The sequence below is a fragment of the Mycobacterium sp. NGS22 genome, assembly GCF_059813095.1.
In genome coordinates this window covers 88,955-109,670 of the sequence record NZ_JCALDY010000019.1, presented here as the reverse complement: position 1 = coordinate 109,670, position 20,716 = coordinate 88,955, and the positions used below count along the sequence as shown (strand labels likewise).

Sequence of the window (20,716 nt, the reverse complement as noted above, 5' to 3'; positions counted from 1 at the left end):
ACAGGCCGCTGATGGCACCGCAGCGGTCTCGGGTGCCGGCGGTAACGCCGGCAACGGCGGTAACGGCGCGACCCCTGGTGACGGCGGTGACGGGGCCTCTGGCGGCTCGCTCACGGGTCAGGGTGGGGCTGGTGGGGCTGGTGGCAACACCGGATTCGGCGGCGCGGGCGGCACGGGCGGCAGTGGTAGCAGTGTGGGCAATGATGGCGTGGCCGGGGCCACCCCGACCGGGGTGATGGGTAACGGTGGCGCCGGCGGGGCGGGTTCTCATGCCGCCGCGGCCGGCGCTAGTGGCGGCGACGGTGGCGCGGGCGGTGCCGGCGGCAACCGCGGCAATGGCGGCGCCGGTGGTGCGGGCGGTGATGGTGCGACTGGCGCGGCCGGGGTGGATGGGGTCAACCCTGACGACCCGGGCGGGGTCGGCGGGGTGGGCGGTAGGGGTGGTGCCGGCGGGACCGGCGGTCTGGGTGGCGCACTGAGCGGTGACGGCGGGAACGGCGGCAGGGGCGGGACCGGCGGGGTCGGTGGCACCGGCGGGGCCGGTGTCGATGGGGCGGACGCGGTCACGGCCGGCGGAATCGGGTTTGACGGTGGTGACGGCGGTGCCGGTGGTACCGGCGGGCTGGGTGGTGCCGGCGGCGTCGGCGGCGGGCATCAGGCTGCCGGATACAGCGACGGGGCCCACGGGGTCGGCGGCACCGGCGGTGCGGGCGGCACTGCCGGCGCCGGCGGCGACGGCGGTACCGGCGGTGCCGGGATCGACGCGGCCACTGGAGGTGCGGGTGGTGCCGGCGGCAATGGTGGCGACGCGGGCGCGGTGGGCCAGGGCGGTGCCGGTGGCGACAGCGGCGGTGGCGCCACTGGTGCCAAGGGCGCGGCTGGTCAGTTGCCGACCGGGACCTCGGGCAATGGTGGCGCCGGCGGTAAGGGTGGCAGTGCGACCGTCCCGGCGCCGGGTGATCTGCCCGGCACGGGTGGGCAAGGCGGGTCGGGCGGCAACGGCGGCAACCTGGGCACCGGTGGCACCGGTGGCGCCGGTGGCAACGGCGCGACAGGCGCGGTCGGTGCAGGCGGGGTCAATTCCGGCGATCCGGGTGCCAATGGTGGTGCCGGTGGTGCCGGTGGTGCCGGTGGTACTGGCGGCTTAGGTGGGTCGTTGCGCGGTGACGGCGGGACCGGCGGGCTCGGCGGGACCGGTGGCGGCGGCGGGGCTGGTGGGGACGGTGTGGATGGTGCGGCGGCCGACACTGCGGGCGCAGCAGGACAGAACGGCGGTGCTGGTGGCGACGGCGGGGTCGGTGGTGTCGGCGGCGCCGGGGGTAATGCCGGCGGCGTCGCTGCGGGTGGTTCGGGCAGCGCGGGTATCAACGGCACCGGCGGCAACGGCGGTACCGGCGGCGCGGCGGGTAAAGCCGGCGACGGTGGCTCGGGTGGTTCCGGCGCTAGTGGTGTTCCCGACGGGGGGCGTGGTGGTGATGGCGGTAATCCCGGTGCTGTCGGTGCCGGCGGTGACGGCGGATTGGTTGGCAGCGGCGGTACGGGTGGCAGCGACGGCGCCACCGGCAGTGCGGGTGCGGCGGCGACCAGCGGTGGCAACGGCGGCCAAGGCGGCCACGGCGCGAACGGCGTCCAGGGCGTCCTCGGTGGGCAAGGCGGCAATGGCGGGGCCGGCGGTAACGGCGGGTCGGTGGGCAACGGCGGGCAGGGCGGTGTCGGAGGCAACGGCGCTTCCGGTACTGCCGGCACCTCCGGCGGCGTCGGGACCGGCACCGCGGGCGGTGCCGGCACCATAGGCGGCAGCGCCGGCAACGGCGGGGCCGGTGGCCTGGGTGGCGCGATCTCAGGTAACGGAGGCAACGGCGGGGCCGGCGGTAACGGCGGTAGTGGCGGAACCGGTGGCAATGGTGGCTCCGGCGATTCGGGTGGCCTTTTCAGCTCCGGTAACCCGGGCGGGGTTGGCGGTGCCGGCGGCGACGGCGGCAACGCTGGTGCTGGGGGCGCTGGCGGCACCGCGCTGGGGTCGGGCAACGGCGGTGCCGGCGGTGCCGGCGGTGCCGCCGGCCAGGGCGGACTTGGCGGCGACGGCGGGAACGGCGGCAACAACGGCGTATTCGCCGAGGGCTCCTCGGGCGGGTCCGGCGCTGCCGGTGGTGGTGGCGGTAACGCCGGGGCCGGCGGGGCTGGCGGTGCCGGCGGGGCGGCCAACGGGTCCGGTGTCGGCGGGGTCGGCGGTGCCGGCGGTACGGGGTCGGCCGGCGGTGACGGCGGTTTCGGTGGGACCGGTGGGAGCGACCAAAGTGGCACCGGCGACGGCGGCAACGGCGGTGCCGGCGGCGATTCCGGAATGGGAGGCAGCGGTGGTGCCGGTGGCCGCGGCGGTGACTCCGCTGGCGGGGCCGCCGGGGACGGTGCTGATGGCGGCCACGCCGGCGCCAGCGGGTCTGGCGGCCAAGGCGGGTCTGGCGGCACGGGTGGTGTGGTGTCGGGTAGCGACGGTGCCAAAGGCGCCGTGGGTACGTCCGCTGCCGGGGGCGCTGGAGGGGCGGGCGGCGACGGCGGCAACGGTGCCGCAACGGCCGGCCCGTCCGGTAACGGTGGTAACGGCGGCGGCGGCGGTGTCGGACTCGGTGCCGGTGACGGCGGTGACGGCGGGACCGGCGGTGACGGCGGGTCGGTCGGTAACGGTGGCCGCGGCGGTAACGGCGGTAACAGCGGCGCCACCGGCGGCGTCGGCGGCGGCGGCGGCAATGGCGGCGGCGGCGGTGTGATCTCCGGAAACGGTGGTGACGGTGGTGCCGGCGGGAGTGGCGTCGCCGGTGGTGGATACGGCGGGCTAGGAGGTGACGTCGCGTCGGTCGGCAACGGCGGTGCAGGCGGAGTCGGCGGCTACTCAGCTGGTGGCACCGGCGGCGGCGGCGGCAACGGTGGCGCGGGCGGCGCGATCTCCGGTAACGGCGGTCACGGTGGCTCCGGCGGTGGCAGCGGTGGCAACGGCGGTAACGGCGGCAATGGTGGAGCCGGTGGAAACGCTGGGTCGGTCGGCAACGGCGGCAACGGCGGTAACGGCGGCGGTGGCGGTACCGGCGCCACTGGCGCACACGGCGTCAACGGTGCGGGCACCGCCGGAGGTGCCGGCACCACGGGCGGCAACGGCGGCAACGGCGGTGCCGGCGGCTTGGGCGGAGCGATCTCTGGCAACAGCGGCAACGGCGGCAACGGCGGCAGCGGCGGTGACGGTGGTGCCGGCGGTGGCGGCGGCACCGGCGAAAATAACTCCACCGATACCGGTGGCACCGGGGGTGGCGGCGGGACCGGCGGCAACGGCGGAGTCGGCGGTATTGGCGGCGCTGGCGGCGCGGCCCAAGGGACACGCAACGGCGGGGCTGGCGGTCTCGGCGGGTCGGCTGGCGCAGGCGGGGTCGGCGGGCTCGGCGGCGACGGCGGGACCTCCGTTTTCGGCCCCGGTGGTACAGCGGGCGCCGGCGGCACCGGCGGGGCGGGCGGTACCGGCGGCCTCGGCGGAGCCGGCGGCGCGGCCCTCGGATCAGGCACCGGCGGTGCTGGCGGCAACGGTGGCAGCGCGGGCGGAGCCGGTGTAGGCGGCAAGGGCGGTAACGGTGGGCATTCCGACCTTTCAGCTAACGGGGTCGGCGGTGTCGGCGGTACTGGTGGTGCCGGAGGTCTCGGCGGCCGGGGCGGGAACGGCGGCGACTCCGCCTCCGGCCTCGCCGGTAACGGCGGCACCGGCGCCGACGGCACTGCAGGTGCTATCGGCGGCGTCGGCGGCGTGGGTGGCGAAGCCAACCATCCCATTCAAGCGGCCACGGGTGCCGATGGTGCCGGGGGTGGCGGCGGTGCCGGCGGTAACGGCGGCGATGGTGCGCCGGCGGCCGGCCCGTCCGGTAACGGCGGCAACGGTGGTGCTGGTAGTGACGGTGGTGGTGGCGGCGCCGGCAACGGCGGTGCGGGTGGTAACGGCGGGGTGGTCGGCAACGGTGGCGATGGCGGTGCAGGCGGTAACGGCACGGCCGGCAGGTCCGGCTCACTAGGCACCACCGGTAGTGATGGAGACCCCGGCGGCCGCGGCGGGGACGGCTCCAACGGCTTTGCCGGCGGCAATGGCGGTGCCGGCGGTGCTGGCGGTGCCATCTCGGGTAATGGCGGCAGCGGCGGCGACGGCGGCACCGGAGGCGATGGCGGCGACGGCGGCAACGGCGGCACCAGCTTCGGCCTCACCATCGGCGCCGACCCCCATACCGGCGTCGGCGGTGACGGTGGGGTCGGCGGCAAGGGTGGTGCCGGCGGCATCGGCGGCACCGGCGGCCAGGCACTGGGGTCAGGCGACGGAGGGGACGGCGGTCGTGGCGGCAATGCCGGCGACGCCGGCAAGGGTGGCAACGGTGGCCACGGCGGCAACTCTCCCTCGCAGTACGCCGAAGACGGCGCGCGCGGTGGCAACGGCGGAGTCGGCGGCACCGGTGGCACCGGCGGTCGCGGCGGGTCCGGCGGCGCGGCCAATGGGACCGGCACTGGCGGTGAGGGCGGGTCGGGCGGCATTGCCGGCAGTGGTGGCTACGGCGGCTTCGGCGGCGATGGTGGCAACGGTATCGCGGGAGATCCCCGTAGCCATGGCGCTGACGGCGGCACTGGTGGTAACGGCGGCACCGGCGGACGCGGGGGCGGTGGCGGTGATGGCGGTGACAGCCTGTCAGGCTTCGGCGGTGCTGGCGGTAGCGGCACGGATGGCGCCGATGGAGCGTGGTACGGCGAGGGCGGTCTGGCCGGCACCGGCGCAGGTGGCAACGGGAGCAACGGGGCGGACGGTCAGAAAGGCGCCGGTGGCGCCGGCGGCTCCGGTTCCGTCGGTGGCTCTGGAAACCCCCCCGGCCCCCCCGGCACCCCCGGCAACGACGGCACGTAGGAGATACTCTGACGGTCGATGGCTGAGGACATCAATTACAGGTACGCGTTCGGGACCTACGAGGACGCGCTGAAGATGGTGGGTTTTCGCACCGAGGCCAGGATGGCGGGAACTGCGGTCAGCGGGGCGCGGATCCAGCACTTCGCCGCGCTCGTGCGCGACAGCAATCCGGCGTACTGGGACCCGGACTTCGCGACCCGGACGTGGGGCGGGCTGGTCGGTCCGCCCGCATTGTTGATGGGCTGGCTGATTCCGCAGCCGTGGTCCGCCGACGGTGAGCGGCCGGCGGCTGGACTGGCGATCCGGGTTCCCTTGCCGGGCAAGACCTTTGTCAACGCGTCCAACGAAGCCGAGTTCCTGATCCCGGTGGTCGAAGGCGATCGACTCTCGATCGTAGAGGAGGTGGTGTCGGTGTCGGCGGAGAAAACCACCAAACTCGGTGTCGGACATTTCGTTCAGACGCTGGACACTTTCCGACGCGACGACGGGGCCGTGGTCGCGCTGAACCGCAATACTCTGTTCCGCTTCAACCCGCGGGAGGTGACGGATGGCTGATGGACCGCACGAGCGCCGGTTCGACTGGCATGGGTTGATCGTCCCCGTCGAACTGCCTGCTGTCGTGGACGAGATCAGCTACGAACGCGTGGTGATGAATGCGGGCGCGACCTGGGACTATTTCCCCGGGCACTTCGATCCGGAATATGCTGAGCTTCAAGGTCATCCGACGATCTTCGTCAACACGATGCATATCGCCGGCTTCGTCGACCGGGTAGGCACGGACTGGGCGGGTCCCTATAGCCGAGTCCTGCGACGCAAGATGTCGCTGTTGGGCTCGATCTATGCCGGCGACACGATGATCGGCCGCGGAAACGTTATCGCCAAGCGCTGCAACACCTCTGGTGATGATTCACAATTTCTCATCGACCTGAAGGTCGGCGTCTATAACCAACGCGGAGAGCTCTGCTGTCCCGCCGAGGTCACTCTCGAGGTGCTGGCGGCATAGCTCAGCTGGGTAGCGGAGGTAGCTTTCCGTTGCACGCGATCGACTGCAACTCCACATATTCGTGCAGCCCCTCGGGGCCGAACTCGCGCCCGAGCCCCGAATGTTTGAAACCCCCGAACGGGGTGCTGATGTCGAGCATGTACATGTTGATGCCGTAGGTGCCGGTACGCACCCGCCCCGCGATCTCGAGACCGTGCGCGGTGTCGGCCGTCCACACCGAGCCGGCCAATCCGTAGTCACTGTCGTTGGCGATCCGGACCGCGTCGTCCTCGTCGGTGTAGGTGAGCACCGTCAGGACCGGGCCGAAGATCTCTTCGCGGGCGATGCGCATGTCGTTGGACGCGTCGGTGAACAGCGTGGGCCGCACGTACCAGCCCCGCGGTTCGGGGCTGTTGTCGCCGCCGACCACCAGTCGCGCGCCCTGTTGTTGCCCGGACCGGATGAAGTCCTGCACCCGTTGTTGTTGTCGTTGTGCGACAAGGGGTCCGATATCGGTCTTCTCGTCGGCGGGATCCCCGACGGTCAGCGTCGTCATCATGTCGGCCAGCGCCTCGACGAGTTCGTCGTGGCGGCGTTCACTGACCAGGATGCGGGTCTGCGCGACGCAGGCCTGGCCGTTGTTCATCAGGCCGGCGGTCTTCAGTCCGGCGACAGTCTTGCCGATGTCGGCGTCGTCCAGCACGATCGCCGCCGACTTGCCGCCGAGTTCCAGGCTCACCCGCTTCAGCTGCTCGCCGCACAACGCGGCGATGCGGCGACCGGTGGCGCTGGACCCGGTGAAGGCGATCTTGTCCACGCCGGGATGCCGCACCAACGCCTCGCCGATCTCCGGACCGCCGGTGATGACCGACACCACGCCCTCGGGCAGATCGATCTGTTCGATCATCTCGGCCAACCACAAGGCGTCCAAAGGGGTTTCGGGCGCCGGCTTGATGATCACCGTGCAGCCCGCGAGCAGCGCGGGGATCAGCTTGGGCATGATCAGGCATTGCGGCACGTTCCACGGGACGATCGCGCCGACCACGCCCACCGGGGCGCGCCGCAGGTGAGCCTCGCCGAGCACGCCGCGGCGTCGCTCCACCCACGGGAAATCGCGGGCGGTCGCCAGCGCCAGATGGATCATCGAGGCGGCCCCCGCCGCCTGGCCCAGCCTGCTGAAGCTGCGCGGCGAGCCCATTTGCGCGGTGATCAGATCGGCCATTTCGTCGATGTGACGGCCGTAGACGCCGGCCAGTTCCTCGACCTTGCGCATCCGCTCCTGCGGAGACAGTCGCGGCCACGGGCCGTGGTCGAATGCCCGTCGTGCGGCCGCGACAGCAGCCTCCACATCGTCGGGTCCGGCGGCGGGGACCTGAGCGATCGGTTCCTCGGTATGCGGGGATATCACCGAAAGACGTTCGGATGCAGCCGGTTTGCGCCAGCGGCCACCGATGAACAACTCGTCGTACGAGCGGGGGTTCGCCGTCATCGGGGCACCACCTCAGGGCAAGCAGACGGTCATTTTCGCTATTGATGTTAACATTGCCAAAAAAGCGGGATGAGGCGTGGAACGTGACGAATGATTGGCGCAGCTATCCGTTCCGGCTCGTACCTGGTGACGAGCAACTCGATTTCCCCGCCGCCGAGGGTCAGCATCCCGGCCAGGAGTCCGACACCTGGTTCATCGCCGGTGAACTGAGCGCCGATACCGGTCGGTCGCTTGCGTTCCTGACCATTTTCAACAGGAACCGCCCCGGCGGATCGATCGTCGCCGACTTCTACACGCTGGCACTGTTCGACCTGGACACCGGAGAGTACGGCACATTCACCGATTACGACATGCCGCCGGCCAGCATGGAACCGGGCGCCAAGCCCAAACTGTCCAGCGCGGTCGGGTACCTCGGGCTGGAGTATGACACCGGCTCGGGCACCGCCACCTGGACGGCATCACGCGATGCCGACGGGAAGTTGCGGCCCTACACCTACGACGTCAGCCTGCTGGGCACCGACCAGCACGGGCAGCCCATGCGGCTGGACCTACACGTCACCCCGACTCGGTCGCCGACCCCGCTGGGCGCCTCGGTCCACAACGGCAAGATCGCCTGCTTCGGCCAGGACGACACCTACTCCTACTTCCAAACCGGTATGGCGATGACGGGGACGCTGCGCTGGGGCGAACGCGACGAACGAGTCAGCGGCACCAGCGGGCACGTCGACCGGCAGTGGTTCCCCAAATACGCCGGTGGAGGCACCGGCGAGCCGCCGCGCACCAGATCCCACGAATGGCGCACCATCAACTTCGACAACGGCGTCGACATGAGCATCTGGCGGCAGTTCCTGCGCACCGAAGGCAATGCGCTGCAGCCGTTTACCGGGATCACGACCAGCTATCCCGACGGGACTCCGCCGCAGTGCATCGAAGACTTCGACGTCGTCGTCGACAGCTACGTCCGGTGGCCGGAGTCGATCCGGTCGCTGATTCGCCCGCCCGCCAAGGCCCGGTACCTGCCCGACCGCCACAGGATCACCTGCGCCGCACTGCAATTGGACATCGTCGGCGAGCCGCTGGTGCCGGCGCCGGCGCACGGCCTGCCGATCGAGTACATGGAGGGCCCGTACCGATACCGCGGAACCTTGGCCGGTGAGCAAGTGACCGCCTTCGCCTTCAACGAACGTTCGCTGGCGCTGTACCGGGATTGGGAACTGCTGCAGGTACTGGAAACCGAAGTGGACGATCCGAGACTGCGGGCCGCGGTGGATGAGATCTCTATGCTCGTGGCCACCGGCCGACGCGATGAGGCCGTGGCGTCGGCGGACAAACTGCGCAGCGCTCAACAAGACACGCTGGCAACGATTCTCGACGATCTGATCACCGCACTGTCAACGGGCTGACAGCGCCTGTTCCCAAGCGATGTGACGGTGCTGCAACCCCGGCTCGTTGCGGCCGAACAGAAGGTGTTCTCGCGCACCGGATTCGAGGTTGGCCTGCAACGCCTCCACCAACTTGTAGTCCTCGTCGCGGACGGTGGCGTGCGCGTACTCGAAGACAGCATGCGCGCCGGCTGCCACGGATTCGTCGGAGATGTCCAGGGGAGTGGAGTTCTGATGCACGGTGATCGACCGGCCGGGCCGGTCGCCGGGATACACCCGGAACAACTCGCCGTTGGCCATCGTCACCGAGATGACGATGTTGGGGAAGATCGCGTAGATGACGACCAGGTTGTTGAACGGAACCCACTTGTCCTCGGGGACGTTCTCCAGGTCCAGAATCGTGTTGAGCGGGAAGATCAGTCGGTGGTGCGGCCCGTAGGCGTCGAACACCGTGCAGTTGCTGCGGGCGATCGTCGCGAACGTGTTCTCGTGCACGGTGGCGAAGTGATAGTTCTCCGCGAAGGTGTCCACCGCCAGTTTCCAGTTGATCGGGGTGTCGAGCACCTTCTCGCCCAGGGGAGACCAGCGTCCGATGCCCCACGAGTCGAGTTCGTCGGCCAGCGGTCCCAGGTGCGCCGCCACATCCAGCGTCGTGCCGGGATCCAGTGCCACCCAGAGAAATCCGGCGAATTCGGTGGCCGGTAGCTCGGTCAGCCCGTCGGACTTCGGCGTGGTGTCGGGGAAACCCTCGCGGCCCGGCACCGCGACCAGACGGCCGGTGTTGTCGTACGTCCAGGCGTGGTAGGGACAGGTGAACCGCTTGGCGACCCCGCATCCGGAGGCGACCTGGGACTGCCGGTGCAGGCAGACGTTGTCGAACGCCTTGACCGAACCGTCTCCCGTGCGGGTCAGCAGGATCGACCGGCCCAGCACGGTCTTCGTGCAGTAGGCGCCCGGCCGTGGCAGTTCGGAGACATAGCCGACCAGTTGCGGGCTGTTGAGCACCATTGCCCGGTCACGGTCATGCCGCTCGCGGGAGGTGTACTCGGCCGCGGCGACGCGGTGTGTGGTCGGCGCGAGATCGGTTGTCTTGTCGCGCGCCAGTTTCAGCGCACGGCGGGCGAGGTCGATCAGCTGGTCGTGATCCATCGGAGCCCCTGTTCGCGCATGCCCGAAGCTAACTTTACTAACTTTATAGTGACAGGCGCGTCGCAGCACGCCTTCGCGGCGTTGAGTCTGCGCTGAGGGTGGGGGTTACTCGCACTTTGGCGCCCTGTGCGCAGAGTCAACTTGAAGGTGCCCGGCAGGCCAGGCGTGCTGTGTCGCCTTCGGGCGTTGAGTCTGCGCTGAGGGTGGGGGTTACTCGCACTTTGGCGCCCTGTGCGCAGAGTCAATCAAATGCGCAGTGACTGGTGTGGCCGCCGTGTCTTGTGATGTTTGTGTCGTACCCTCTGGCCTATGCCGGTCTCTCGTCGCGACGTGCTCAGGATCGCGGCCACGGCTCCCGGCCTGCTGGCCCTGGGCGCAGCGGCGTCGGTGGCCGCGCCTACAGCTTCTGGCTCGCTCGGCACGCTGCTGGACTACGCGGCAGGCGTCATCCCCGCCAGCGAGATCAGGGCGGCCGGCGCGATCGGGGCAATCCGGTACGTTTCGGACCGCAGGCCCGGCGGCGCGTGGATGCTCGGCAAGCCCATCCAGCTGGCCGAGGCGCGCGACCTGCACGGCAGCGGCCTCAAGATCGTGTCCTGCTATCAATTCGGCAAGGGCAGCACCTCGGATTGGCTGGGCGGTGCGGCCGCCGGCGTGCAACACGCCAAACGTGGGATGGAGTTGCACGCGGCTGCCGGAGGTCCCTCCAATGCTCCTATTTACGCCTCGATCGACGACAACCCGTCATACGAGCAGTACAAGAACCAGATCGTGCCGTATCTGCGGTCCTGGGAGTCGGTCGTGGGACATCAGCGCACCGGGGTGTACGCCAACTCGAAAACCATCGACTGGGCGGTCAACGACGGACTGGGCACCTTCTTCTGGCAGCACAACTGGGGATCCCCCCAGGGCTACACCCACCCCGCGGCGCATCTGCACCAGGTCGAAATAGACAAGCGCACAGTCGGCGGGGTGGGCGTCGACATCAACGAGATCCTCAAGCCCCAGTTCGGCCAGTGGGCGTGACCCGGACCACTTATTAAGACTGCTGAGAGTTTTTAGCAGGCATTCCAGCAAACACTCGTTCGCTCAGCTCGCGGACGGACGGATGCGCAGCCGGCCGGCGGGCGCGGAAATACGCGACGGCCGAGGGCGAAATTTTTGAGATAACGATTTGGTAACAATACTGCCTTGAACAGCGACGTTATAGCTACTCAACCGTAACCACCTGCATGCAGGACGTTTGTCGGCAACGTCAGCATCGGTGGCCAAACGTGGTGTTACCCACGACACGGTTACCCGCGCGTAGAACTCGCCAGTAACCAATCACCTCCAAGAATTCGTAGAGATTCACATGACACCCTTATTAGGACCGCGTGCAGCGCATGGCCCCGCTCGACGACGTGCCGCCGCCCATACGCAGCACCGGTCAGACGACTACGGCTGTGATTCGACGCGGAATCGCCCGAAGTTGCCAGGCACTCGGCGGGGGACGGGTCCCGGAACCGGTCGACGCAGCCAGACGCAGAGACGCATGTAGGGAGACAAAAGGTGACGATCCACGAGCACGACAGGGTTTCCGCTGACCGTGACGGCAGCGGCCCACACAACACCCATGCTCTGGTTGATCGTCTGACAGCCGGCGAGCCGTACGCCGTCGCGTTCGGGGGTCAGGGCAGTGCCTGGCTGGAGACCCTGGAAGAGCTGGTCTCCGGGGCCGGCATCGAATCCGAGTTGGCGACACTGGCCGGTGAGGTCGAGCTGCTGCTCGAGCCGGTCGCAAGAGAACTGGTCGTGGTACGTCCCATCGGCTTCGAACCGCTGCAGTGGGTCCGCGCGCTGGCGGCCGAAGATGCCGTCCCGTCGGAGAAGCACCTGACGTCGGCGGCTGTGTCCGTGCCGGGCGTGCTGCTCACCCAGGTCGCGGCCATTCGCGCGCTGGGCCGGCAAGGCATGGACCTGGTCGAAACCCCGCCGGTTGCCGTTGCCGGACATTCCCAAGGTGTGCTGGCCGTCGAGGCGCTCAAGGCAGGCGGCGCCCGTGATGTCGAGCTGTTCGCCATCGCCCAACTCGTCGGTGCCGCCGGAACGCTCGTCGCCCGCCGACGGGGAATCTCGGTACTCGGCGACCGCCCGCCGATGGTCTCGGTCACCAACGCCGACCCGGAACGCATCGGACGGCTGCTCGACGAGTTCGCCCAGGACGTACGCACCGTGCTCCCGCCGGTGCTGTCCATCCGCAACGGACGCCGCTCCGTCGTCATCACCGGAACTCCCGAGCAGCTGTCCCGCTTCGAGCTGTACTGCAACCAGATCTCCGAGAAGGAAGAAGCCGAGCGCAAGAACAAGCTGCGCGGCGGCGACGTCTTCGCGCCGGTCTTCGAGCCGGTCAAGGTCGAGGTCGGTTTCCACACCCCGCGGCTGGCCGACGGCATCGAGATCGTCGGTCGCTGGGCAGAGAAGGTGGGTCTGGACGTCGCGCTGGCCCGGGAGATGGCCGAAGCCATCCTGGTCCGCAAGGTGGACTGGGTCGACGAGATCACCCAGGTGCACGACGCCGGAGCCCGCTGGATTCTCGACCTGGGACCGGGGGACATCCTGACCCGGCTGACCGCCCCGGTGATCCGCGGCCTGGGCATCGGCATCGTGCCCGCGGCAACCCGGGGCGGCCAGCGCAACCTGTTCACTGTCGGAGCCACGCCGGAGGTGGCCCGAGCCTGGTCGAGCTACGCGCCGACCGTGGTGCGGCTTCCCGACGGCCGCGTCAAGCTGTCGACCAAGTTCACCCGGCTGACCGGCCGCTCGCCGATCCTGCTGGCCGGCATGACCCCGACCACCGTCGACGCCAACATCGTCGCCGCCGCGGCCAACGCCGGGCACTGGGCCGAGTTGGCCGGGGGCGGTCAGGTCACCGAGGAGATCTTCGCCGACCGCGTCCAGCAGCTCTCCGGGTTGCTCGAGCCGGGCCGCACCTACCAGTTCAACGCGCTGTTCCTAGATCCCTACCTGTGGAAGCTGCAGTTGGGCGGCAAGCGACTGGTGCAGAAGGCCCGCCAGTCCGGCGCGGCGATCGACGGCGTGGTGGTCAGTGCCGGTATCCCCGAACTCGAGGAAGCCGTCGACCTGATCGGAGAACTCAACGACATCGGCATCAGCCACGTGGTGTTCAAGCCCGGGACCGTCGAGCAGATCCGCTCGGTGATCCGCATCGCCACCGAGGTGCCCACCAAGCCGGTGATCATGCACGTCGAGGGCGGCCGCGCCGGCGGTCACCACTCGTGGGAAGACCTCGACGACCTGCTGCTGGCGACCTACTCGGAGCTGCGTTCGCGCGCCAACATCACCGTCTGCGTCGGCGGCGGCATCGGCACCCCGGAGCGGGCCGCGGAGTACCTGTCCGGTCGGTGGGCGAAGGCCTACGGCTTCCCGTCGATGCCGATCGACGGCATCCTGGTCGGCACCGCGGCGATGGCGACGCTGGAGTCCACCACCTCACCCTCGGTGAAGCAGATGCTCGTCGACATCCAGGGCACCGACCAGTGGATCAGCGCCGGAAAAGCCCAGGGCGGCATGGCTTCCAGCCGCAGCCAGCTCGGCGCCGACATCCACGAGATCGACAACAGCGCATCCCGGTGCGGGCAGCTGCTCGACGAGGTGGCCGGTGACGCGGACGCGGTCGCCGAACGCCGCGACGAGATCATCGCCGCGATGGCCAAGACCGCCAAGCCGTATTTCGGCGACGTCGCGGACATGACGTACCTGCAGTGGTTGCGCCGCTACGTGGAACTTGCCATCGGAGAAGGCAATTCGACCGCCGACACCGCCGCACCCGGCAGCCCGTGGCTGGCCGACACCTGGCGCGACCGGTTCGAGGAAATGCTCAAGCGCACCGAAGCGCGGTTGCACGCCAAGGAATCCGGCCCGATCGAGACGCTCTTCTCCGACACCGCGGTGCTGGAGAACCCCGAGCAGGCCATCACCGCGCTGGTTGCGCACTACCCGGACGCCGAGACGGTCCAGCTGCATCCCGCCGACGTGCCGTTCTTCGTCACCTTGTGCAAGACGCTGGGCAAGCCGGTCAACTTCGTCCCGGTCATCGACAAGGACGTGCGGCGCTGGTGGCGCAGTGACTCCCTGTGGCAGGCGCACGACGCGCGCTACGACGCCGACCAGGTGTGCATCATCCCCGGCCCCGCCGCGGTGTCGGGCATCACCCGGGTCGACGAACCCGTCGGTGAGCTGCTGGACCGTTTCGAGCAGGCCGCGATCGACGACGTGCTGGCCACCGGCATGGAGCCCACCGACGTGACCTCGCGACGGCTGGGCCGCCCCGATGTCCGCGGACCGCTGGCCGCCGTGCTCGACGCACCCGACGTGGTGTGGGCCGGCCGCACCACCACCAACCCGGTGCACCGGATCGCCGCGCCCGGCGACTGGCAGGTGCACGAAAACCGCACCGCCACACACACATCCACCGGAGCCAGGCTCGCGGTGAAGTCCGAGGGCGACGGGGTCGTGCTCAGTGTGCCGGTATCCGGCACCTGGATCGAAATCCCGTTCACGTTGCCGCCCAACACCGTTGACGGCGGCATCCCGGTGGTGTCCACCGAGGACGCCAGCGCGGCCATGCGTTGTGTGCTGGCCATCGCGGCCGGCGTCGACGGCCCCGCGTCGCTGCCGGCAGTGCAGGACGGTTCGGCCACGCTCACCGTGGCCTGGGACCCCGAACGGGTCGCCGACCACACCGGCGTCACGGCCACCTTCGGTGAGCCGTTGGCGCCCAGCCTGACCACCGTGCCCGACGCGCTCGTCGGTCACTGCTGGCCGGCGGTCTTCGCCGCGATCGGTGCCGCGCTGACCGAGACCGGGGTGCCGGTGGTGGAGGGCCTACTCAGCCTGGTGCACTTGGACCACGCCGTTCGGCTGTCCGCCCAGTTGCCCACTGTCGACGCCGAATTGACCGTCGTCGCAACGGCTGCCGAGGCCACCGACACCGACATGGGCCGTGTGGTGCCGGTGTCGGTCACCGTGACCGGGAGCGACGGCGCGATCATCGCCGCGCTCGAGGAGCGCTTCGCGATCCTGGGCCGCACCGGTACCGCCGAACTCGCCGACCCGGCCCGGGCCGGTGGCGCGGTCTCGGAGAACGCCACCGACACCCCGCGCCGGCGCCGCCGCGACGTCACCGTCGGCGCCCCGGTCGACATGCGCCCGTTCGCCGTGGTGTCCGGGGACCACAACCCGATCCACACCGACAAGCCCGCGGCGCTGCTCGCCGGGCTGGGTTCGCCGATCGTGCACGGCATGTGGCTGTCGGCCGCCGCGCAGCACGCGGTGACCGCGACCGACGGGCAGGCGCGCCCGCCGGCGCGGCTGGTCGGCTGGACCGCTCGGTTCCTGGGCATGGTGCTGCCCGGTGACGAGGTGGACTTCCGCGTCGAGCGGGTCGGAATCGACTTGGGCGCAGAGGTTCTGGAGGTCACCGCCAAGGTCGGCTCGGAGCTGGTCATGTCGGCCAGTGCCCGGCTGGCCTCGCCCAAGACGGTCTATGCGTTCCCCGGCCAGGGCATCCAGCACAAAGGCATGGGCATGGACGTACGGGCGCGCTCCAAGACGGCCCGCAAGGTGTGGGACGAGGCGGACAAGTTCACCCGCGACACGTTGGGCTTCTCGGTGCTGCACGTGGTGCGGGACAACCCCACCAGCATCATCGCCAGCGGCGTGCACTACCACCACCCCGACGGCGTGCTGTTCCTGACGCAGTTCACCCAGGTGGCGATGGCGACGGTGGCCGCCGCGCAGGTCGCCGAGATGCGTGAGCAAGGTGCGTTCGTCGACGGTGCGATCACCTGCGGCCACTCGGTCGGGGAGTACACCGCGCTGGCCTGTGTCAGCGGCGTTTTCGAACTGGATGCGTTGCTGGAGGCGGTGTTCCACCGCGGTTCGAAGATGCACGACATCGTGCCCCGCGACGAGTTGGGCCGGTCCAACTACCGGCTGGCCGCCATCCGGCCGTCCCAGATCGACCTGCCGGACGACGAAGTCACGCAGTTCGTCGCCGACATCGCGGCTCGTACTGGCGAATTTCTTGAGATCGTCAACTTCAACCTGCGCGGCTCGCAGTACGCGATCGCCGGCACGGTGCGCGGATTGAAGGAGCTGGAGGCTGAAGTAGAGCGGCGACGCGAAATCACCGGCGGCAAGCGCTCTTTCATTCTGGTTCCGGGTGTCGACGTGCCGTTCCACTCCCGGGTGCTGCGCGTCGGTGTGGACGAATTCCGGCGGTCACTGGAGCGGTTGATGCCGCGCGACAAGGATCCCGAGGTGATCATCGGGCGTTACATCCCCAACCTGGTGCCGCGGCCGTTCACACTGGACCGCGACTTCATCCAGGAGATCCGGGATCTGGTCCCCGCCGAACCGCTCGACGAGATCCTGGAGAACTACGACGCCTGGCGTGAGCGACCGCGCGATCTGGCGCGCGTCGTCCTGATCGAGTTGCTGGCCTGGCAGTTCGCCAGTCCGGTGCGCTGGATCGAGACGCAGGATCTGCTGTTCACCGAGGAAGCCGCCGGCGGCCTGGGTGTGGAGCGCTTCGTCGAGATCGGTGTGAAGACCGCGCCGACGGTGGCGGGACTGGCCACCAACACCTTGAAGCTGCCCGAATACGCCCACAGCACAATCGAAGTGCTCAACGCCGAGCGTGACGCTGCGGTGCTGTTTGCCACCGACACCGACCCCGAGCCGGACGACGAGCCGGTGAGCGAGTCGGCTCCCGAGCCCGAGGCGGCCGCTCCCGTCGAGGCCGCGCCGGCACCGGCGCCCGCCGCCGCTCCGTCCGGGGGCCCACGCCCCGAGGACATCGGTTTCGACGCCGCAGACGCCACCGTCGCGCTGATCGCGATCTCGGCCAAGATGCGCATCGACCAGATCGAGCCGTTGGACTCCATCGAATCGATCACCGACGGTGCGTCGTCACGGCGCAACCAGCTGCTGGTGGACCTGGGCTCCGAGCTGAACCTGGGCGCCATCGACGGGGCCGCGGAGGCCGACCTGGCCGGGCTGCGCGCGCAGGTCACCAAGCTGGCCCGCACCTACAAGCCATACGGCCCAGTGCTTTCCGACGCGATCAACGACCAACTGCGTACGGCGTTCGGACCCTCGGGCAAGCGGCCCGGTGCGATCACCGAACGAGTCACCAAGACCTGGGAATTGGGCGAGGGTTGGGCCAAGCACGTCACCGTCGAGGTCGCCCTCGGTACCCGCGAGGGGACCAGCGTGCGCGGCGGGGCGATGGGGCACCTGCACGAGGGTGCGCTGGCCGACGCGGCCGCGGTGGACAAGGTCATCGATGCGGCGGTGGCCGCCGTCGCCGGGCGCCGTGGCGTGTCGGTTTCGCTGCCCTCGGCAGGCGGTGGCGGCGGTGCAACGGTCGACTCGGCCGCGCTGAACGAATTCGCCGACCAGATCACCGGCCGTGACGGCGTGCTGGCTTCGGCCGCCCGATTGGTGCTGGGTCAGCTCGGCCTGGACGACCCGGTGAGCACAGCACCGACGGCCACCGACGCCGAGCTCATCGACTTGGTGACCGCCGAATTGGGCGCGGATTGGCCACGTTTGGTGGCACCGGTGTTCGACGCGAAGAAGGCGATCGTCTTCGACGACCGCTGGGCCAGTGCCCGTGAGGATTTGGTCAAGCTGTGGCTCACCGACGAGGGTGACATCGACGCCGACTGGGTGCGTCTGTCCGAGCGGTTCGAAGGTGCCGGACACGTCGTGGCGACCCAGGCCACCTGGTGGCAGGGTAAGTCCCTGGCCGCGGGCCGGCAGGTGCACGCCTCGCTGTACGGACGGATCGCCGCCGGTGCCGAGAACCCCGACGCCGGGCCGTACAGCGGCGAAATCGCCGTCGTGACAGGCGCTTCCAAGGGTTCGATCGCTGCATCGGTGGCCGCGCGGTTACTCGACGGCGGTGCCACCGTGGTCGCCACCACCTCGAAGTTGAACGACGAGCGACTGGCGTTCTACCGCAACCTCTACCGCGACCATGCCCGCTACGGTGCGGCGCTGTGGGTGGTGCCGGCCAACATGGCGTCCTACTCCGACATCGACGCCCTGGTCGAGTGGGTCGGCACGGAGCAGGTCGAAAGTCTTGGGCCGCAATCGATCCACATCAAGGATGCACAAACCCCGACGTTGTTGTTCCCGTTCGCCGCACCGCGCGTCGTCGGGGATCTGTCCGAGGTCGGTGCCCGCGCCGAGATGGAGATGAAGGTGCTGCTGTGGGCCGCGCAACGGCTGATCAGCGGACTGTCGAAGATCGGCGCCGAACGCGACATCGCTTCACGTTTGCACGTGGTGCTTCCCGGGTCGCCCAACCGTGGAATGTTCGGTGGCGACGGAGCTTACGGTGAAGCCAAGTCGGCGCTGGATGCGGTGGTGACTCGCTGGCACGCCGAGACCTCGTGGGCCGAACGGGTCAGCCTGGCGCACGCGCTGATCGGCTGGACCCGCGGTACCGGACTGATGGGTCACAACGACGCCATCGTCACCGCCGTCGAAGAGGCTGGCGTCACAACGTATTCCACCGACGAGATGGCGGCGATGCTGCTCGGACTGTGCGACGTGGAATCCAAGGTCGCCGCGTCGAGTGCGCCGATCAAGGCCGACTTCACCGGTGGGCTGGCTGGAGTCGAGCTGGACATGGCAGAGCTGGCCGCCAAGGCGCGTGAGGAGATGTCCGCCGAGGCGACCTCCACTGATGACGCTCCGGCCGAAGGCACCATCGCGGCCCTGCCGTCGCCGCCGCGCGGCTACACCCCGGTGCCGCCCCCGCAGTGGGACGACCTCGCCGTCGACCCCGCCGACCTGGTGGTGATCGTCGGCGGTGCGGAACTCGGTCCCTACGGCTCGTCACGCACCCGTTTCGAGATGGAGGTCGAGAACGAACTGTCCGCGGCCGGCGTGCTGGAACTGGCCTGGACCACCGGGCTGATCCGCTGGGAGGACGACCCCCAACCGGGTTGGTACGACACACAATCCGGCGATCTGGTCGACGAGTCCGAATTGGTCGAGCGCTACCACGACACCGTCGTCGAGCGCTGCGGCATCCGCGAGTTCGTCGACGACGGCGCGATCGACCCCGACCACGCGTCGCCGTTGCTGGTCTCGGTGTTCCTGGACAAGGACTTCAGCTTCGTCGTGTCCTCGGAAGCCGAGGCGCGGTCCTTCGCCGAGTTCGACCCCGAGCACACGGTGATCAAGCCGGCACCCGACTCCAGCGACTGGCAGGTCACCCGCCGGGCCGGCACCGAGATCCGGGTGCCGCGTAAGACCAAGCTGTCCCGCGTCGTCGGCGCGCAGATACCCACCGGATTCGACCCGACCGTCTGGGGCATCAGCCCGGACATGGCCACGTCGATCGACCGGGTGGCGCTGTGGAACATCGTCACCACCGTCGACGCGTTCCTGTCCGCCGGCTTCAGCCCGGCCGAGGTGATGCGCTACGTGCACCCGAGCCTGGTGGCCAGCACCCAGGGCACCGGCATGGGTGGCATGACTTCGATGCAGACCATGTATCACGGCAACCTGCTCGGCCGTAACAAGCCGAATGACATCCTGCAGGAAGTGCTGCCGAATGTCGTTGCCGCGCATGTGATTCAGTCCTACGTCGGTAGTTACGGCTCGATGATCCACCCGGTCGCGGCGTGTGCGACGGCAGCGGTGTCGGTCGAGGAGGGTGTGGACAAGATCCGGCTGGGCAAGGCCGAACTCGTGGTCGCGGGCGGGGTGGACGACCTGACGCTGGAAGCCATCATCGGCTTCGGCGACATGGCCGCCACCGCCGACACCTCGATGATGCGTGGCCGCGGCATCGACGACTCGAAGTTCTCCCGGCCCAACGACCGGCGCCGGCTGGGCTTCGTCGAGGCGCAGGGCGGCGGCACCATCCTGCTCGCGCGCGGCGACCTGGCCCAGCGGATGGGACTGCCGGTGCTCGCGGTGGTGGCCTACGCGCAGTCGTTTGCGGACGGTGTGCACACCTCGATCCCGGCCCCGGGCCTGGGCGCGTTGGGTGCGGGCCGCGGTGGCAAGGACTCGCAGTTGGCGCGGTCGCTGGCCAAGCTCGGCGTGACCGCCGATGACATCGCGGTGGTTTCCAAGCACGACACGTCGACGCTGGCCAATGACCCCAACGAGACCGAACTGCACGAGCGGCTCGCCGACTCGTTGGGCCGCTCCGAAGGTGCGCCGTTGTTCGTGGTGTCGCAGAAGAGCCTGACCGGTCACGCCAAGGGCGGCGCGGCGGTGTTCCAGACGATGGGGCTGTGCCAGATGCTGCGCGACGGGGTCATTCCACCCAACCGCAGCCTGGATTGCGTCGACGACGAACTGGCCGGCTCGGCGCACTTCGTCTGGTTGCGCGACACGCTGCGCCTCGGGGACAGATTCCCGCTCAAGGCAGGACTGCTGACCAGCCTCGGGTTCGGCCACGTGTCGGGTCTGGTGGCACTGGTGCACCCGCAGGCGTTCATCGCCTCGTTGGAGCCCGCGGAGCGCGCGGATTACCAGAAGCGTGCGGACAGTCGCCTGTTGGCCGGTCGGCGCCGGCTGGCCTCGGCGATCGCCGGGGGTGAGCCGATGTACCAGCGGCCGCCGGACCGGCGCTTCGATCACGGCGGCCCGGAGAAGCCGCAGGAGGCGTCGATGTTGCTGAGCGCGGCCGCCCGGTTGGGTGAGGGCGGGGCCTACCAGGTGTCTGCGGAATAAGCCGGCACATCAGTTAACCTCAC

General features: G+C 69.6%; 8 protein-coding genes. 6 read left to right on the top strand and 2 right to left on the bottom strand.

Annotated features, from left to right (window positions below; genetic code table 11):
- The first annotated feature begins 235 nt into the window (after positions 1-235).
- The 3 genes from AC5Y47_RS18420 to AC5Y47_RS18410 are packed head-to-tail and all read left to right on the top strand — an operon-like array spanning position 236 to position 5,924.
- A complete protein-coding gene (locus AC5Y47_RS18420) occupies positions 236-4,921 on the top strand; it encodes a PE family protein (protein ID WP_499945674.1) in 4,686 nt (1,561 codons plus the stop codon).
- Positions 4,922-4,939: 18 nt separating this feature from the next.
- The gene (locus tag AC5Y47_RS18415) at positions 4,940-5,476 is read left to right on the top strand and encodes an FAS1-like dehydratase domain-containing protein (protein ID WP_499945668.1); all 537 of its coding nucleotides are present in this window, start codon (positions 4,940-4,942) and stop codon (positions 5,474-5,476) included.
- Complete coding sequence (locus AC5Y47_RS18410; protein WP_499945667.1) at positions 5,469-5,924, top strand: MaoC/PaaZ C-terminal domain-containing protein; 456 nt, start codon at positions 5,469-5,471, stop codon at positions 5,922-5,924. The genes AC5Y47_RS18415 and AC5Y47_RS18410 overlap by 8 nt, the downstream gene beginning before the upstream one ends.
- 1 nt (position 5,925) lies before the next feature.
- Here AC5Y47_RS18410 and AC5Y47_RS18405 read toward each other — a convergent pair whose 3' ends face one another.
- Positions 5,926-7,392 (bottom strand): aldehyde dehydrogenase, encoded by a 1,467-nt coding sequence (locus AC5Y47_RS18405; protein ID WP_499945666.1) that lies wholly within the window; start codon positions 7,390-7,392, stop codon positions 5,926-5,928.
- An 83-nt stretch (positions 7,393-7,475) separates the two neighbouring features.
- On the opposite strand from AC5Y47_RS18405, the gene AC5Y47_RS18400 reads away from it, so the two are divergent.
- On the top strand, positions 7,476-8,795 hold the full coding sequence (locus tag AC5Y47_RS18400; RefSeq protein WP_499945665.1) for a lipocalin-like domain-containing protein: 1,320 nt from the start codon (positions 7,476-7,478) through the stop codon (positions 8,793-8,795).
- On the opposite strand, the gene AC5Y47_RS18395 is transcribed toward AC5Y47_RS18400, so the two are convergent.
- Complete coding sequence (locus AC5Y47_RS18395; protein WP_499945664.1) at positions 8,784-9,923, bottom strand: aromatic ring-hydroxylating oxygenase subunit alpha; 1,140 nt, start codon at positions 9,921-9,923, stop codon at positions 8,784-8,786. The genes AC5Y47_RS18400 and AC5Y47_RS18395 overlap by 12 nt on opposite strands.
- 309 nt (positions 9,924-10,232) lie before the next feature.
- Between AC5Y47_RS18395 and AC5Y47_RS18390 the strand changes: the two genes are divergently transcribed.
- Together AC5Y47_RS18390 and AC5Y47_RS18385 are read left to right on the top strand one after the other, a co-directional pair.
- Entirely contained in the window at positions 10,233-10,949 is a 717-nt protein-coding gene (locus tag AC5Y47_RS18390; RefSeq protein WP_499945663.1) for a DUF1906 domain-containing protein, read from the top strand.
- A 525-nt stretch (positions 10,950-11,474) separates the two neighbouring features.
- A complete protein-coding gene (locus AC5Y47_RS18385) occupies positions 11,475-20,693 on the top strand; it encodes a fatty acid synthase subunit beta domain-containing protein (protein ID WP_499945662.1) in 9,219 nt (3,072 codons plus the stop codon).
- The last annotated feature ends 23 nt before the right edge of the window (positions 20,694-20,716 follow it).

Bases quoted from the DNA above. Each gene is read 5' to 3' on its own strand.
- AC5Y47_RS18390 (WP_499945663.1), top strand. From the start codon at position 10,233: ATGCCGGTCTCTCGTCGCGACGTGCTCAGGATCGCGGCCACGGCTCCC.
- AC5Y47_RS18410 (WP_499945667.1), top strand. From the start codon at position 5,469: ATGGCTGATGGACCGCACGAGCGCCGGTTCGACTGGCATGGGTTGATC.
- AC5Y47_RS18420 (WP_499945674.1), top strand. From the start codon at position 236: ATGGGTAACGGTGGCGCCGGCGGGGCGGGTTCTCATGCCGCCGCGGCC.
- AC5Y47_RS18415 (WP_499945668.1), top strand. From the start codon at position 4,940: ATGGCTGAGGACATCAATTACAGGTACGCGTTCGGGACCTACGAGGAC.
- AC5Y47_RS18405 (WP_499945666.1), bottom strand. From the start codon at position 7,392: ATGACGGCGAACCCCCGCTCGTACGACGAGTTGTTCATCGGTGGCCGC.
- AC5Y47_RS18395 (WP_499945664.1), bottom strand. From the start codon at position 9,923: ATGGATCACGACCAGCTGATCGACCTCGCCCGCCGTGCGCTGAAACTG.